Origin of the sequence: Vibrio ruber DSM 16370, from assembly GCF_900163965.1 — a bacterium.
Classification (GTDB): Bacteria; Pseudomonadota; Gammaproteobacteria; order Enterobacterales; family Vibrionaceae; genus Vibrio; species Vibrio ruber.
In genome coordinates this window covers 22,885-40,455 of the sequence record NZ_FULE01000026.1, presented here as the reverse complement: position 1 = coordinate 40,455, position 17,571 = coordinate 22,885, and the positions used below count along the sequence as shown (strand labels likewise).

The following is a 17,571-nucleotide window of genomic DNA, read 5'->3' as shown; positions in this document are numbered from 1 at the left end:
GCCACTACTCGATGCGTCAATATATCGGTATAATTCAACGTTATTTTTCATGATTCAAACAACTCGCGCGAACCCGACTATGCAAACAAACTATGATATCAAAACCTTTCAGGGGATGATCCTCGCGCTGCAGGATTATTGGGCCCGTCAAGGATGTACGATTGTTCAACCTTTAGACATGGAAGTGGGTGCAGGGACGTCTCACCCGATGACTTGCCTGCGCGCAATTGGCCCCGAGCCAATTGCGACTGCTTATGTGCAGCCTTCCCGTCGCCCGACCGATGGTCGCTACGGTGAAAACCCCAACCGTCTGCAACACTATTATCAGTTTCAGGTGATGATCAAACCATCACCGGATAATATCCAAGAACTTTATCTGGGCTCGCTGAAAGCTCTGGGGATTGACCCACAAGTCCACGATATCCGCTTCGTCGAAGATAACTGGGAAAACCCAACCTTGGGCGCCTGGGGACTCGGCTGGGAAGTTTGGCTCAATGGTATGGAAGTCACCCAGTTTACCTATTTCCAACAAGTCGGCGGTCTGGAATGTAAACCCGTCACCGGTGAAATTACTTACGGAATTGAACGTCTTGCAATGTATATTCAGGGTGTCGATTCTGTTTATGATCTCGTCTGGACAGACGGCCCGCTGGGTAAAGTCACCTACGGTGACATTTACCATCAAAACGAAGTTGAACAGTCAACCTATAACTTTGAACATGCAGACGTGGACTTCCTGTTTACCTTCTTCGATCAATGTGAAAAAGAGTGTCAGCATCTGCTGGAACTGGAAACCCCACTGCCACTGCCGGCCTATGAGCGCATTTTAAAAGCAGGTCATGCATTTAACCTGCTCGACGCACGTAAAGCGATCTCAGTGACAGAACGTCAGCGCTACATTTTACGAATTCGTAATTTGACTAAAGCAGTCGCAGAAGCTTATTACGCATCTCGTGAAGCGTTGGGCTTCCCAATGTGCAAAAAGCAAGACCAACAGGCATAAGGGGGAGAGAAGCATGGCTAAAGAACTTTTAATTGAATTGGGAACAGAAGAACTCCCACCGACACAGCTTCGCACACTGGCTGAAGCGTTTTACAACAACTTTCAGGCCGAACTCAACGCCGCTGATTTGCCTTTTGAAACAATGCAGTGGTATGCCACACCGCGCCGTCTGGCATTGAAAGTCACAGCATTGGCAGAACAGCAGCCGGATAAAGTTGTCGAAAAACGAGGCCCGGCCGTTGCGGTCGCATTCGATGCGGACGGCAATCCAACCAAGGCCGCTGAAGGCTGGGCACGTGGTAACGGGATTACCGTCGCACAAGCTGAACGGCTGACCACCGATAAAGGGGAATGGCTGCTATTCAAGCAAGCGGTCAAAGGTCAGTCTGCCAAAGCACTGATTGTTGAACTGGCAGCAAAAGCGTTAGCAAACCTGCCTATCGCCAAACCGATGCGTTGGGGAGACCAAGACACCCAATTTATCCGCCCGGTCAAAACTCTGACTATTTTGCTGGATGAAGAATTGATTGAAGGGGAAATCCTCGGTGTGCAGTCTGATCGTGTGATTCGTGGCCACCGGTTTATGGGAGAACCCGAACTGACCCTTGAATCTGCAAGCCAGTATCCTGATATTCTGCAAGAACGCGGCAAAGTCATCGCGGACTACGAAGCACGTAAAGCAACCATCCTTGCTGATGCACAAAAAGCAGCCGCAGAAGTGGGCGGCATTGCCGATTTAGAAGAAGACTTGGTTGAAGAAGTTGCATCGCTGGTTGAGTGGCCGGTCGTTCTGACTGCTTCTTTCGAAGAAAAATTCCTTAAAGTTCCTTCTGAAGCACTGGTTTACACCATGAAAGGCGACCAAAAGTACTTCCCGGTTTACGACGTCAATAAGAACCTGCTGCCGAAGTTCATCTTCGTCTCTAATATTGAGTCGAAAGAACCACGTCACGTCATCGAAGGAAATGAAAAGGTGGTGCGTCCACGTCTGGCCGACGCAGAGTTTTTCTTCAACAACGACCGTAAGCGCCCGCTGATTGATCGTCTGCCAGAACTCGAAACAGCCATCTTCCAGAAACAACTGGGCAGCATCAAAGATAAAACCGACCGGATTGCGGTGTTAGCCGCTTATGTTGCAAAAAGCATTGGTGCCGATGTCGAGAAAACAACCCGTGCAGCGTTACTGGCAAAATGCGACCTGATGACCTCGATGGTTTTTGAGTTCACCGAAACTCAGGGCATCATGGGAATGCACTATGCGCGCCATGACGGTGAAGCTGAAGAGGTAGCTCTGGCACTCAACGAACAGTACATGCCACGCTTTGCCGGTGATCGTCTGCCGAGCAATGCTATCTCTGCTGCGGTCGCAATAGCCGATAAGCTTGACACCATTGTCGGGATTTTTGGCATTGGTCAGGCTCCGAAAGGCTCAGACCCATACGCATTGCGCCGGGCGTCATTAGGGATTCTGCGGATTATCGTTGAAAATGGCTATCAGTTGGATCTGGTTGATTTAGTTGCTGAAGCGGCAGCGCAGTTCGGTGACAAGCTGACCAACGCAAGTGTCGAACAGGAAGTGATCGAGTTTATGTTAGGCCGTTTCCGTGCCTGGTATCAAGATGAAGGATTCAGCGTTGATGTCATTCAGGCCGTATTGGCCCGCCATCCAACCAAGCCGACCGATTTTGATCAGCGCGTCAAAGCTGTTTCTCACTTCCGCACGCTTGATGCGGCGGATTCACTGGCGGCAGCGAATAAGCGTGTCGGTAACATTTTAGCTAAGTTTGATGGTCAGCTGGCAGCAGAAGTTGATCTCGCCTTACTTCAAGAAGGCGCTGAAGTGGCGCTGGCAGAGAATGTTGCTGTTCTCAGTGAAGCACTGGAACCGGCATTTGCAAACGGTGATTATCAGTCGGCATTAAGCCAGTTGGCAGCCCTGAAAGAACCGGTTGACGCATTCTTTGAAGACGTGATGGTTATGGCGGATGATGAAGCCCTGAAAATCAACCGTCTGACCCTGCTCAACGATCTGCGCAATCTATTCTTAGAAATTGCTGATATTTCGGTATTGCAGAAATAATCTGTTCAGACCAAACATAGCTCGCAAAGCCCTGCTTACGCAGGGCTTTTTTTCGCCTATTCACCGAGATCGGACAAAAAGAGAGCAACATGGTTATACGGCCTTCAGCGACCCAGTCAAAAAACGCTTAGAAAATTGAGGGCAATAAATCCAGAGGTAAGAGTTGCTTTTCAATTAAAAATCATTACGGTTAACTCAAGTATTGGTGCATTGTGGGTTAGCAACACAATCTCCCTACGGATGTCCCGGTACATTCCCGGTAACGAAAAGTCCGGTAACGAAAAGCGATTCTTTCCTATTAAAAAATATCAGGTAACTCAGTCATGCAGTTCTCTTCGTTTGGTGAAAAATTTAACCGATACTCAGGTATCACTCAGCTCATGGATGATCTGAATACAGGCCTCCGCACTCCCGGAGCCATTATGCTCGGTGGTGGTAACCCGGCAGCCATTCCATCAATGCTCGATTATTTTCATCAGGCGAGTCAGTCGCTGCTCGATAGCGGTGAGCTGGTTGCCGCCATGGCAAACTACGACGGCCCGCAAGGGAAAGACGCCTTTCTGCGGACGCTTGCAGCGCTGCTGCGAGAAAATCTCGGTTGGCAAATCTCGGAAAAAAACATCAGTCTGACCAATGGCAGTCAGAGTAGCTTTTTCCATCTGTTCAACTTACTGGCAGGGAAACAACCCGACGGCTCACATAAGAAAATCCTGCTCCCGCTGGCACCGGAATATATTGGTTACGGCGATGCAGGTATCAATGAAGATATGTTTATCTCTTACCGGCCAGACATCGAAATGCTTGACAATGGTCTGTTCAAATACCATGTTGATTTCGAACATTTGCAAGTGGATGATTCAATAGCTGCGATCTGCGCCTCTCGCCCGACCAATCCAACCGGCAATGTACTGACGGATGAGGAAGTCTGTAAACTGGATCAGCTGGCACGTCAGCATCAGATTCCACTCATTATCGATAACGCCTACGGCCTGCCGTTTCCAAATATTATTTTTGAAGATGTCACCCCCTTCTGGAATGAAAATACCATTTTATGTATGAGCCTATCGAAACTTGGCTTACCGGGCGTTCGCTGCGGCATTGTAATTGCCAGTGAAGAAATTACTCAAGCCATGACAAACCTCAGCGGGATTATTAATCTTTCCCCCAGCAGTATCGGTCCGGCAATCGCTAATCATATGATTGAACAAGGTGATCTACTGCGCCTCAGCGAAGATGTGATTCAACCGTTCTACCGACAAAAATCCCAACACGCGATTAAGCTACTCCAACAGGCGATTCCCGATCCGCGTTTTCGAATCCACAAACCGGAAGGCGCCATTTTCCTCTGGTTATGGTTCGACGAACTGCCGATCACTACCATGGCGCTTTACCAACGCTTGAAAGATCGAGGGGTTCTGATTATCCCCGGTGAGTATTTCTTTATCGGTCAGCAGGAAGAATGGGAACACGGTCATCAATGCTTGCGGATGAATTACGTGCAGGATGATGAGCAGATGCAGAAAGGCATCGCTATTATCGCCGAAGAAGTCGCAAAGGCGTATGGGGAAAAGAGCTAAGTAAACAAAGGAGAGGTTCATCCATTGAACCTCTCCTTTATTAATAAGATATTTTTAAGTAAAAACGTTAAATACATCACTCTTTTTACGAAAACCAATGTAATCAAAGTTTGTTTTTTCCTGACATCAATTAATTTTTTGCTGAAATTCACTTCTATTAATTATTGACTGAATTACTATCTTATCGTTTATATTATATCCATAAAATATAAATTCATTATTTATTAGGATGCTATTTATTCATTTTTAAGTTATTTGTTACTCTTAACATTGATGCATTCTAAATTTACATAGCAACCCATTTAAAATAGAGTCAAATTATGGAAGAGCCTTCCGAAATAGTAATCGCTTTAGTTTCTGCAGTCGGATCAGATCTTAATCGGTTTGTTAATTTCATAAAGGAGGAATTAGAACTATATGATTTCAAAGCTAAGGAGATACGGATATCTCAAGAAGTTCTCTTCAGTTTAAATCCCCCAAATGAAAATTTAACGAAATTAGAAACGATTAATCATTTTATGAGCATCGGTAATGATTATCGCCAAGTGTCACAACACAATGGCGCTTTAGCCTACTCAGCAATAGCTGAAATAGCAAAATATCGAACTGAAATATTAGGGGATGATGAGGCAAGGCCTATTGATAAACAGGCATGGATCATCAGATCACTAAAACATCCAGAAGAAGTGAAGGTCCTGAGAGATACCTATGGTAATAATCTTTTCCTTATCGGAATTCATGCCAGTGAAGAAATGAGATTTCAAACACTAAAAAATAAAAAGAAAAAATCAGATTCAGATGAGTTCATTAAAAAACTAATCATAAGAGATACTGAAGAAGGGCCAAGTAATGGCCATGGACAACATACCAGAGATACGTTTCATTTATCCGATTTTTTTATTAATGAAGACCCTAATTTAGACCGGAACAAAGCTGATATAGAAAGAATATTAAAACTAATTTTTGATAACCCATATCTCACACCTACATTTGACGAATATGCAATGTATATGGCATTTTCAGCCTCAACTAGATCAGCTGATTTATCAAGACAAGTTGGTGCAGTCCTAGCAAAAGACTGCAATATTATATCTACCGGAGCAAACGATGTGCCAAGAGCAGGAGGTGGGCTCTACTGGCCAACGTTAGATGAAAACAATATTCAGATAGCGGATGTACTTGACGGTAGAGACTATATGAGAGGATATGATGCAAATAAAAATGCAATTCAAGAACTAATCGATAATATTGTCGCACATCTTGACTTACACAAATTGGAAGATAACCAATCTCAAACCGATAACAACAATCTTAAAGAAAACATTGAAAATCAATTAATTAAAACAAAAATAAAAGATATTACAGAATATGGACGCGTTGTTCATGCAGAAATGGAAGCAATATTATCTTGTGGACGCTCCAATAATAGCACGATTGGAACAACACTATACTGTACAACTTTTCCCTGTCACAACTGTGCAAAGCATATTATTGCTGCAGGTATTATGCGAGTTGTTTATGTTGAACCATATTCAAAAAGTAAAGCATTTGAGTTTCACCACGACTCGATAGCAGAAAGTGGTATTGATGGAAAAGTAACTTTCGAACCCTTCGTCGGTGTTGGACCCAGAAGCTTTTTAAATGTTTTTTCAATGACTCTGGGTAATGGTAGAAACATAAGAAGGAAAGATACTCAGGGAAAAACCATAGACTGGTCCAAAGAATCAGCTAAACTTAGGCTGACATCTGATGAATTTAAATATATTAAACAAGAGACCATAGCTTCAGTTGCAACGAGTAAACACCGTGAAATGTACAAAAATCATATGGGACTAAGTAAGAAGTAGGACAACATTATGAAAAAAATTGATAATTCAGCATTGGCTAAACATTTAGAAAAGGCAAACAAGACTGTTTCGCAGTGGCCACAATGGCAGCAACAACTTTTACAGATCAAAATTTCTGATTCACAACAATCCTCCAATACCTCCCTATCCAGTCGGAAACAAGCCACGAACTGATTTGTCCAAAGAAAACCGTTACGATACGGTTTTCTTATAAACCTTCATCCCTCTTGCCTGATAGTTTGCCAGCGCATATTCGTGGTCAAGGGTACAGGTGTGAACCCAGACCCGCTGCGGGTTATCCCATCCCCATGCCGACTGAAGTGCATGGGTCAGCAGGTAACCGCCGAAGCCATGGTTCATAAAATCAGGAGCCAGACCAAAATAAGCGATTTCGATATTCCCGTCGGTCTGTTGCTCGAGCTCATAATAACCGGCAATACTGCCCTGACTTAAAGCAAACCAAGTTCTCACCTGTGGTGACTCAGCGTATACCTGCCACTCATGGTCGGAAAGCGCCAGTTTATCCCGCCACCGCCACGGTTCTCCGACTAACTGATACAAATAGCGGTTAAAGCGGTAATTCTTGATTTGCGCTTCAATGACCTCAAAGCCTTCCGGCTTGGGTTTTTCATTCAACGCTGCCAGCGAGTGCATTTCAAGGTAGTATGTCGTGACTTCCGGTTCTTTCATTCCAACTCCGTCGGATCAAACTGTATTCTGATCGACTGATTGTATCAAAACTATCAACAAGAGTGGGGACGATGAAGGGAAAGATAAAGGCACCGAGCATTCACCAAGATACCGGCCACCGTTGAAGGCAGTATCTTTCTTCATCAAAAACGTTCATCCAGATTAATGAGGCTTGAGTGATGCGTGGTGCCGACGCAAACGAGACTGAAAAAACCGCCACAGCTGTGGCAGGCGGAAACTCAGTAATATCACACCGATGACGCCATAAAACGCCGCTTCGTAATAACTGGAACGTACCTGCCAGAACAGATGAACCCATCCCAGAATCAGCGCAAGATAGACCAGACGGTGCAACGTTTGCCAGCGCTTCCCGAGCCGTTTCATCCAGCCTTTGGTTGAAGTGATCCCCAAGGCGATTAAAATCAGCAGTGCCGGTGCACCGACCAAAATATAAGGACGTTTCACCAATTCCGAACCAAACATAGCCAGATTACCGCCCAGAATGAACTGGTAATAAGCCAGTAGGTGCAACAAGCCATAAAACAGCGCAAACAGTCCCAACATCCGTCGGTGGGTCATCAACCAACGCCATTTCAAATACCGGACAAATGGTGAAACCATCAGTGTTATTAACAGAAAACGTAATGTCCAAAGACCGGTTTCCAGCACAATGGTTTTTGCCGGGTCACCGCCTAAATTCTGAGTGAATACACCCCAAATTAACAGTGACACCGGCGTACAGCCCAGCATAAAAATCACGATTCGACGTAGAGTAACCGGCATCTGTTTCTCCTGACTTCTGTGCCCGACGCCTGAAGCCGGCCACAAAGTTAACGGACTAAATTAATAGTAACGGGCTAAATCCATCCCCTGATACAAAGGCGCAACTTCTTCATAACCATTAAATAGTCGTGTCGGAATAATATTCGGGCTTAATAACCCTGAAGGCAAACGGCGCTCTTCTTTCTGGCTCCAGCGTGGGTGATCAACCTGTGGATTCACATTGGCATAAAACCCGTATTCATGGGGGGCTAACTGGCTCCATGTTGTCGGCGGCTGTTTTTCTGTGAGTTCAATTTTGACGATTGATTTAATACTTTTAAAGCCATACTTCCACGGTACAACCAAGCGGAATGGGGCGCCATTTTGATTCGGCAGGGTTTTACCATACAACCCGACTGCGATCATTGTCAGGGGGTGCATCGCTTCATCGATGCGTAACCCCTCAACATACGGCCAGTCAATTGAGCTAAACAAACTATTCTGTCCCGGCATCTGCTCCGGACGCTCAATCGTGGTAAAAGCGACATACTTCGCTTTACTGGTCGGCGCAAATCGTTTGAGTAACGTCGCTAAAGGAAATCCAATCCAAGGTATCACCATTGACCACGCTTCTACACAACGCAGCCGGTAAATACGCTCTTCCAGTGTGATCCCTTTCAGTAAGTCTTCTAAATGGTAAGTGCCGGCTTTCGCGACTTCACCGCCAATTTGGACTTGCCACGGAAACGGCTGAAAGTCCCCGCTCTCATCCGAGGGGTCATTTTTGCCATAACCAAATTCATAAAAATTATTGTACTGCGTGACATTTTTGTAGGGCGTTAACGGCTCATTGATGACTTGTTGATTTGCCTGCGCATCATTTAACTGCTGTTTCAGCCATGGTGGTGTATTCGGCTGAAACTCTCCGGCCTCCTGACTGGGTTTGGCCAGTACATTCAATGAGGGGAGCAAAACACTGGCGCCGAGAGCAAGAGAACCTTGCATAAACTTCCGGCGAGAGCGATAAATGGCTTCCGGTGTCACATCAGCTTCGGTGAGCTGTGGTTTTTTCCTGATCAACATAAGCTATCCTTATCCTTCCATGCTCTCATGTGTACTGGTTATAATTTCGCCTTTACCAAACTGTATCGCGCAATGGTTATCTTAGCCAATACGAATGTGATAAATTCACGATGACTCAACAGCCTTTATGACAGTTAGACGGATAAAAGAGAAATTTATTACAGTCGGTTGGATATTTTTTGGATATTTGATGCCATCAAATGATCATTCGATAGCGGTCCGTCCAATAATGGTAAATGAGAGACGATCAAAAAGAGCGCCTAAAGGCGCTCTTTCACAACTTTCCCTAACTGATCGTTATTCTTTACTTTCAATTAGGTTTTTACCGTTAATCGCAATTTTGCGTGGCTGCATTGCTTCTGGAATTTCACGTTCCAAATCAACATGCAGCAGGCCATTTTCCATCGTTGCACCAACGACTTTGACATAATCAGCCAACTGGAACTTACGTTCGAAGTTGCGTTCTGCAATGCCTTGGTAGATATAGGTTTTCTCATCTTCAGGTTTGCGTTCACCTTGTACAATCAGGGTATTTTCCTGCTGGGTGATATCGAGATCCTGTTCAGCAAATCCAGCGACAGCCATCGTAATCCGATACTGATTTTCGCCTTTTTGCTCGATGTTATATGGCGGATAACCTGAAGAGCCGTTTTTTGCGTTGGCTGTTTCCATTAAATTAAACAGACGATCAAAGCCAATGGCATTCCGGTATAAAGGTGTGAAATCGACAGTTCTCATATTTCTATCCTCTCTATGAAGCAATAGTTTCATGAATTTTTGTCCGACTTTCTGTTCAGATGACCCAGAAAACGAACGGTTGTAATTTGGTTAACTCACCTTCTCATCAGAGCAAGGCGGTCTTCCGGTTCAGAGGCCCGGTTGGCATCCTCTTCATTCACAGATATATGGTCGTTCAAATTAAGTTCAAGGGGGATCAGATAAATTTTTAAAAAAATTTTCTGCTGGTTGCACACATATATTTGTATCTCAGGCTCAGACAAAAAAACAGCCACCAACGGGTGACTGTTTCTCGATGAGCTGACATGATTGATAGTCATCAGCAAAGTTTCATGAACAAAACTAAACGTCCAGATTTGCCACTTTCAGCGCGTTGTCTTCAATGAAGGCACGCCGCGGTTCAACTTGATCGCCCATCAGGGTCGTAAACAGCTCATCGGCACCCACCGCATCATCAATGGTCACCTGCATCATACGACGCGTTTCCGGATCCATGGTAGTTTCCCACAACTGCTCAGGGTTCATCTCTCCCAGACCTTTGTATCGTTGTACCGCCAAACCACGACGAGACTCTTTCATCAACCACTGAATCGCTTCGGCAAAGCTATTCACCAATTGAGTCCGCTCACCTCGCTGAATATAAGCACCTTCTTCAATCAGCCCGTTCAGTTCTTCCGATAAGCCAGCCAATGAACCGTACTCTTTCGAATTCAGCAGATCGACACTCAGCATATATTCGTATGTCACACCATGAGTACGAACGGTTACTTTCGGAGAAGAAAGACCAGTCTCTTGATTTTGTTCAATCTTATAACTGTACTGACTTGCACCCACTTCTTTGGCATTGAGCTGCTCAATTAACTGCTTAGTCCAGGCTTCAACTTTATCGTGATCAGCACAATCGGTTTCGGTTAATCGAGTCATATAGATAAACTCGCCAACCAAAGCATATGGATAGCGGCGACTCATCCGTTCAATGAGCTTCATTGCAGAATTATAACGCTGAACCAACCCTTCCAACGCACCACCAGACAATGCGGGGGCATCAGGGTTGACGTGGAATGATGCACCATCCAACGCCAGTGAAATCTGATACTGCGTCATTGAGTCTTCATCTTTAATATATTGCTCTTGTTTGCCTTTTTTGACTTTATATAACGGTGGCTGAGCAATATAAACATAGCCGCGCTCAATCAATTCGGGCATTTGGCGATAGAAAAAGGTCAACAGCAAAGTACGGATGTGCGAACCATCAACATCGGCATCGGTCATGATGATGATATTGTGATACCGCAGCTTGTCCGGATTATATTCGTCACGGCCAATACCACAGCCTAATGCAGTGATAAGTGTCGCAACTTCCTGAGACGATAGCATTTTGTCAAAACGGGCTTTTTCAACGTTGAGGATCTTACCCTTCAGCGGCAAAATTGCCTGATTCTTCCGGTTACGGCCTTGTTTAGCAGAGCCACCAGCCGAGTCACCCTCCACAATATAGAGTTCAGAAAGAGCCGGGTCTTTTTCCTGACAGTCCGCCAGCTTACCCGGCAGACCTGCGAGATCCAACGCACCTTTACGGCGGGTCATCTCGCGCGCTTTGCGAGCCGCTTCACGGGCACGAGCCGCATCGATAATTTTCGAACAAACGATTTTGGCTTCATTCGGGTTTTCAATCAGAAACTCTGATAATTTTTCACCCATTGCGGTTTCAACCGCAGATTTCACTTCTGAAGAAACCAGTTTATCTTTAGTCTGGCTGGAGAACTTCGGATCCGGTACTTTCACCGAGATAACCGCAGTCAGACCTTCACGGGCATCATCACCGGATGTTGCGGTTTTCTCTTTCTTACTGAAGCCTTCTTTATCCATAAACGAGTTCAGCGTACGGGTTAATGCCGCCCGGAAACCGGCCATATGCGTCCCGCCGTCTCGCTGAGGAATATTATTGGTAAAGCAGAAAATACTTTCCTGAAAACTGTCATTCCACTGCATGGCAACTTCAACTGTGATGCCATCTTCACGCTCTTGGTTAAAGTGGAAAACTCTGTCATGGATTGGGGTTTTGTTGCGGTTCAGGTGTGAAACGAATGCCCGAATCCCCCCTTCGTACATGAAGTGATCGTGCTTACTGTCACGCTCGTCGTTCAGCTTAATCGACACCCCGGAGTTAAGGAAAGACAGCTCACGCAGACGTTTGGCAAGAATCTCATAGTGGAACTCGATATTGGTAAATGTTTCACTACTTGGCCAGAACCGAACCATGGTTCCCGATTTCTCGGTGTCACCAACAACCGCCAGTGGTGCCTGCGGAACGCCATGATGATAAGTCTGAGTATGGATGTGACCACTACGATGAATCGTCAGGACAACCTTTTCAGACAGAGCATTCACGACCGAGATACCAACGCCGTGCAAACCGCCGGAAACCTTATACGAGTTATCGTCAAATTTCCCACCCGCATGTAGTACAGTCATGATAACTTCTGCTGCAGAAACATTTTCTTCCGTGTGAAGCTCCGTCGGAATCCCCCGACCATCATCACTAACAGAAACAGAGTTATCTTCGTGAATCGTCACGACGATATCTTTACAGTAACCCGCTAACGCTTCATCAATTGAGTTATCCACCACCTCAAAGACCATGTGGTGCAGACCCGTACCATCATCCGTGTCGCCGATGTACATCCCCGGACGTTTTCTGACTGCGTCCAGACCTTTCAGTACTTTAATACTCGATGAATCGTAATTATTCGACATGAGTTACTCTCTTTATTTTTTATCCTTGCTCTATCCGGCCTTGTTCCACATGGAACAATTTGCTGTCTGACATACACATGTCATCCACCTGATCCCGGGTAATAGAGCTTACAAAAACTTGCGCTCCGGTCGCTTTTAAACAGTCTGCCAACCTTTTACGGCGCTCGCTGTCCAGCTCGGAAGCAAAATCATCAATGAGATAAATACATTGCTTACCCGTTAAGGATGTTAAGTGTTGTCCTTGTGCAACCCTCAGGGCACAAACCATCAGTTTGAGCTGACCGCGCGACAAAACATCTTCAACCGGGGTACCGTTCACTTTTATTCTTAAATCCGCTTTATTCGGCCCACTGAATGTGTAGCCCAACATTTTATCGCGTTCAAAATTTCTTTCGAGAAGCGTTTGATATAACGTCTCTTTTTCCCAGCCACGATAGTATTGTAACTGGATTTCAAATTCCGGTAAAAATGACTGACACAAAGCTTCTGCCACTGGTTTGATTTGCGCCACATAATCGGCACGCCATGCGTCAATCTGCTCTGCCAGATGCGATAGTTCTGCATCCCAGTATTTGAGTTCCCGATAGTCCGTTGCCGTTTTAAGCAAAGCATTACGTTGCTTATTCAGACGACGGAAACGCCCCCATGCATCAAAAAAGGCCGCGACGGAATGAAACACACCCCAGTCAATAAATGCCCGTCTCTGTTTCGGACCATCCGTCAGCAATTCAAAGCCTTCAGGATGAATCAATTGCAGGGGTAATACCTGTGCCAGCTGAGCCAGTTTTTGTCCGGACTGGCCCCCTATTTTAACCTCAACCGTGCCGTCGCGCTGCTTATTAATGCCAACCGGTATCTCAATTTGGTCGGGGTTCAAAAAACGCCCGTGAACAAACAGCTCCTGACATTCATTTTGAATCACCCGTCCGGTTAAACTACTTTTAAACGAACGACCGTGACCAAGCATGTAAATCGCTTCAAGCACACTGGTTTTACCGCTTCCGTTCGCCCCGATAAGAAAGTTAAAGCCTGATGATAATGAGATATCACAGGCTTTGATATTCCTAAATTGCTGAATCATTAAGCGCGAAAGTGGCATACTTCAATCTATCGATGTATTCATTATTGTCAGCTCAGTCTTATAACCGGATCGGCATAACGACATACATTGCACTATCGTCTTCAACATTTTCGATCAAAGCACTGGCATTCGAGTCTGACATCGACATCCGGACATTATCGCACTTCAGGGTATTGAGAACATCCAAAACGTAACTCACGTTAAAGCCAATCTCGATCGGCTCCCCTTCAAACTGCACATCTAACAATTCTTCCGCTTCTTCCTGCTCCGGGTTATTCGCAGTGATCCGCATATCACTGCCATCAATATTCAGACGGACACCGCGGAATTTTTCATTCGACAGAATAGCAGCCCGGGAAAATGCATGGCGCAAGACATCACAAGCAGCCACCAGCACTTTATTGGTACTCTGAGGCAACACCCGACGATAATCCGGAAAACGGCCATCGATCAATTTTGAGGTAAAAATAAACTGATTCACTTCAACACGAATATTCGCACTACCGATTTGCACGACAACCGGTTGATCCGGCATATCGAGCAACTTGACCAGTTCAAGGACACCTTTGCGCGGCACAATGATTTGTTGTGCTGCCAATGCTTCCGGCAATTCGACCTGAGCAACGGCCATCCGGTGACCGTCGGTCGCGACCGAACGCAATGTGGAGTCTTCAATATCAAACAACATTCCGTTGAGATAATAGCGAACATCCTGATTAGCCATCGAGAATTGCGTTTTCTCGATCAATCCACGTAAATCCGCCTGTAACAAAGTCAGTGATAACTCACTTTGCCAGTCTTCAATATTCGGGAAATCTTTGGCAGGCAGCGTCGCCAAAGAAAAACGGCTGCGACCAGAACGGACTTGCAATCGATCGCCATCTAATAAGAAAGAGATCGCTGCATCATCGGGAAGTCCGCGACAAATATCGAGGAGTTTGCGAGCCGGAACCGTCACGCGACCCGTTTCTACATCACCTTCCAGCGCAATTTTACCAACCAGTTCAACTTCCAGATCGGTGGCCGTCAACATGAGGGTATCACCTTCAACTGCTAACAACAGATTACCGAGGATCGGCAACGTTGTCCGTCCACCAACCGTTCCGGAGACTTGCTGCAGCGGTTTAATCAAATTGCTACGTTCAATGGTAAATTTCATAGTTCGCTCTTTTATTATATGGCATCCCACCGATCAGGTCTGGGAATCGACCGACACCGTACTACTTGTTCTGTATGACTATTGATGCTGTATAGACATCAAGAAGAGAGCGTCCGAATCAGGTTGGAATAATCTTCCTTGATGTCATGACTTTCTTCTCTTAACTGCTCTATCTTCCGACAGGCGTGAAGCACTGTCGTATGATCACGTCCGCCAAATGCATCACCGATTTCCGGCAAACTATGGTTGGTCAGTTCTTTCGCCAATGCCATCGCTAATTGACGAGGGCGGGCAACCGAACGTGAACGACGCTTCGACAGTAAATCTGCCACTTTGATTTTATAATACTCAGCCACCGTTTTCTGGATATTATCAATCGTGACCAATTTTTCCTGTAAAGCTAATAAATCACGCAAAGCTTCACGGACAAAATCAATCGTGATTGGCCGGCCGGTAAAGTTAGCATTGGCAATGACACGGTTCAGTGCGCCTTCCAGCTCACGCACATTCGAACGCAGCCGTTTGGCAATAAAGAAAGCGACTTCATCAGCCAGATGAATCTGGTGATCTTCAGCTTTCTTCATCAAAATCGCGACTCGTGTTTCCAATTCAGGGGGTTCGATAGCAACCGTCAAACCCCAGCCAAAACGAGACTTGAGACGATCTTCTACCCCGTGAATCTCTTTCGGATAACGGTCAGAAGTCAAAATAATTTGTTGATTCCCTTCAAGCAACGCATTAAAGGTATGAAAGAATTCCTCTTGAGAGCGCTCTTTGTTGGCAAAAAACTGAATATCATCGATCAACAGTGCATCGACACTGCGATAGTAGCGTTTAAATTCTTCTATCGCATTGTTTTGCAATGCTTTTACCATATCCTGAACAAACCGCTCAGAATGCATATAAACCACTTTCGCTTGTGGATTATGATCAACGATCGCATTGCCAACTGCATGTAACAGGTGCGTTTTACCTAACCCGGTTCCGCCATATAAGAAGAGAGGGTTATAGGCAGCCCCCGGATTATCAGCAACTTGTTTTGCTGCTGCGAGGCCGAGCTGGTTCGATTTACCTTCCACAAAGTTATTGAACTTATGCTTCGGGTTCATATTGGAACGATAGTTAATCTCAATCGGAGTCGACTCATCATCCCATGTTTTATGAATTGGTTTTCTGGCTTGCAACCGAGCTGGCGCTGAAGATTCAGCCGCAACATCTGCCGGCGTGCGAACAGGCGCCCGTTTTTGTTCAGCGACCGGACGGTTGCCAATTTCAAAGCGTAAACTTGGAATATCACTCCCACAATACTCGTTGAGAAGGCGATTGATGCTATTGAGATATTTATCCCGTACCCAATCAAGCACAAAACGGTTTGGGGCGAATAAAGTGAGAGTATTGTCATTGAGCTCGGCTTGCAGCGGTCGAACCCACATACTGAATTCTGTCGCAGGAAGCTCTTCCTGAAGCTGTTGCAAACATTGCAACCAAAGAGAAGATGACACTGTTCCCTCACTCTGATTAGATGATCGATAAAGACTGGCAATTCTACCTGTTGATCTTAAAGATCGCCAGCAATTGATCGTCAATCCTGTAAACTAGATCCAAGTTATTCACACTTTTTGGCCAATTTATTCTTGGATCAACCCTAAATGTCCCTGATTTACCCACATGTTCATACACAAAAACCTCGATCCGACAAAGTTATCCCCAAATTAGCACAATGCAGTTTAATGAGACATAATCGTTGTCAAGCACAATGGAAGATCATAGCAACAAACAAAAAATATGAACAAGGTATCATAATTTATATGATAGGTTATGACCCATAACTTATGGTTATTTCTTTTGTTATGCGATATATCATTAAAATAAGCGCCTGAAATATTTTGGAGATCAACATGAAAAAATGGTTTATTGCTGCAATTGCGGCTCTCGCTTTTACAACAATCAATGCCTATGCAGCAACAGAAGTAAAAGTCGGCATGTCTGGCCGCTACTTCCCGTTCACGTTTGTCAAAAAAGATGAACTACAAGGGTTTGAAGTTGATCTATGGAAAGAAATAGGTAAGCGCAACGACTATCAAGTAAAATTTGTCACCGCAAGCTTCTCTGGCCTGTTTGGTCTGTTAGAAACGGGACGAGTCGATACGATTTCAAACCAGATCACCATTACTGATGCCCGCAAACAAAAATATCTGTTTTCAGATCCGTACGTGATTGACGGTGCACAAATCGCTGTGCGTAAAGGGAATAATACCATTCACAGTCTGGATGACCTGAAAGGTAAAACCGTTGCGGTCAATTTAGGTTCCAACTTTGAGCAACTGTTGCGTGAGCACGATAAAGACAATCAAATCAACATCAAAACTTATGACTCAAGCTTTGAACAAGATGTTGCACTGGGTCGGATCGATGCCTTTGTAATGGATCGTCTTTCTATTCTGGAAGTGATTCAAAAATCAGGGCTCCCCCTGCAACTGGCAGGAAAACCATTCGAAACTATTGAGAATGCCTGGCCTTTCCTCAATAATAAAAAAGGTAAGAAGCTTCAGGGTGAAGTCAACAAAGCGCTTGCAGCAATGCGCGCCGACGGCACACTAAGCCAAATTTCAGAAAAATGGTTCAATACGGATATCACACAACGATAACGAACCATCGCCATGATTCCCGATGAATCATGACAGCTTATAAGCCCACTGTCCGGATCAGTACAGTGGGTTTATTTTTAAACATACCAATGCATTAACACCAATATTCAGGAGTCGCCGACCGAAGTCAGCCGTTGATTCCCTGA

General features: G+C 45.2%; 14 protein-coding genes. 6 read left to right on the top strand and 8 right to left on the bottom strand.

The features are described from left to right. The first annotated feature begins 79 nt into the window (after window positions 1-79). The 5 genes from glyQ (at window position 80) to VR7878_RS21070 (ending at window position 6,681) form a co-directional block, all read left to right on the top strand. Complete coding sequence (gene glyQ / locus VR7878_RS09325; RefSeq protein WP_077335534.1) at window positions 80-1,003, top strand: glycine--tRNA ligase subunit alpha; 924 nt, start codon at window positions 80-82, stop codon at window positions 1,001-1,003. 13 nt (window positions 1,004-1,016) lie between these two features. Beyond that, on the top strand, window positions 1,017-3,083 hold the full coding sequence (gene glyS / locus VR7878_RS09320) for a glycine--tRNA ligase subunit beta (protein ID WP_077335532.1): 2,067 nt from the start codon (window positions 1,017-1,019) through the stop codon (window positions 3,081-3,083). Window positions 3,084-3,406: 323 nt separating this feature from the next. Continuing rightward, complete coding sequence (locus VR7878_RS09315; protein ID WP_077335530.1) at window positions 3,407-4,660, top strand: valine--pyruvate transaminase; 1,254 nt, start codon at window positions 3,407-3,409, stop codon at window positions 4,658-4,660. A 320-nt stretch (window positions 4,661-4,980) separates the two neighbouring features. Beyond that, complete coding sequence (locus VR7878_RS09310; RefSeq protein WP_077335528.1) at window positions 4,981-6,507, top strand: anti-phage dCTP deaminase; 1,527 nt, start codon at window positions 4,981-4,983, stop codon at window positions 6,505-6,507. A 9-nt stretch (window positions 6,508-6,516) separates the two neighbouring features. Further along, entirely contained in the window at window positions 6,517-6,681 is a 165-nt protein-coding gene (locus VR7878_RS21070; RefSeq protein WP_159440447.1) for a hypothetical protein, read from the top strand. Window positions 6,682-6,699: 18 nt separating this feature from the next. On the opposite strand, the gene VR7878_RS09305 is transcribed toward VR7878_RS21070, so the two are convergent. The 8 genes from VR7878_RS09305 to dnaA all read right to left on the bottom strand — a co-directional run bounded on the left by VR7878_RS09305 (window position 6,700) and on the right by dnaA (window position 16,279). Further along, the gene (locus VR7878_RS09305; RefSeq protein ID WP_077335526.1) at window positions 6,700-7,197 is read right to left on the bottom strand and encodes a GNAT family N-acetyltransferase; all 498 of its coding nucleotides are present in this window, start codon (window positions 7,195-7,197) and stop codon (window positions 6,700-6,702) included. A gap of 162 nt (window positions 7,198-7,359) precedes the next feature. Further along, the gene (gene msrQ / locus VR7878_RS09300) at window positions 7,360-7,980 is read right to left on the bottom strand and encodes a protein-methionine-sulfoxide reductase heme-binding subunit MsrQ (RefSeq protein WP_077335524.1); all 621 of its coding nucleotides are present in this window, start codon (window positions 7,978-7,980) and stop codon (window positions 7,360-7,362) included. Between the two features lie 60 nt (window positions 7,981-8,040). Beyond that, complete coding sequence (gene msrP, locus VR7878_RS09295) at window positions 8,041-9,042, bottom strand: protein-methionine-sulfoxide reductase catalytic subunit MsrP (protein ID WP_077335522.1); 1,002 nt, start codon at window positions 9,040-9,042, stop codon at window positions 8,041-8,043. Window positions 9,043-9,339: 297 nt separating this feature from the next. After that, entirely contained in the window at window positions 9,340-9,780 is a 441-nt protein-coding gene (locus tag VR7878_RS09290) for an Hsp20 family protein (protein ID WP_077335520.1), read from the bottom strand. A 342-nt stretch (window positions 9,781-10,122) separates the two neighbouring features. Further along, window positions 10,123-12,537, bottom strand: coding sequence for a DNA topoisomerase (ATP-hydrolyzing) subunit B (gene gyrB / locus VR7878_RS09280; RefSeq protein WP_077335516.1), 2,415 nt, complete (start codon window positions 12,535-12,537; stop codon window positions 10,123-10,125). A 19-nt stretch (window positions 12,538-12,556) separates the two neighbouring features. Continuing rightward, window positions 12,557-13,636: a DNA replication/repair protein RecF gene (gene recF, locus VR7878_RS09275; RefSeq protein WP_077335514.1), complete on the bottom strand. Its 1,080-nt coding sequence runs from the start codon at window positions 13,634-13,636 to the stop codon at window positions 12,557-12,559. A gap of 40 nt (window positions 13,637-13,676) precedes the next feature. Further along, complete coding sequence (dnaN, locus tag VR7878_RS09270; RefSeq protein WP_077335512.1) at window positions 13,677-14,777, bottom strand: DNA polymerase III subunit beta; 1,101 nt, start codon at window positions 14,775-14,777, stop codon at window positions 13,677-13,679. Window positions 14,778-14,875: 98 nt separating this feature from the next. After that, window positions 14,876-16,279 (bottom strand): chromosomal replication initiator protein DnaA, encoded by a 1,404-nt coding sequence (dnaA, locus tag VR7878_RS09265; protein WP_235862862.1) that lies wholly within the window; start codon window positions 16,277-16,279, stop codon window positions 14,876-14,878. A 396-nt stretch (window positions 16,280-16,675) separates the two neighbouring features. Between dnaA and VR7878_RS09260 the strand changes: the two genes are divergently transcribed. Continuing rightward, window positions 16,676-17,425 carry an amino acid ABC transporter substrate-binding protein gene (locus VR7878_RS09260; RefSeq protein ID WP_077335510.1) on the top strand — a complete coding sequence of 250 codons (750 nt, stop codon included), beginning with the start codon at window positions 16,676-16,678 and terminating at the stop codon, window positions 17,423-17,425. Window positions 17,426-17,571 lie beyond the last annotated feature (146 nt).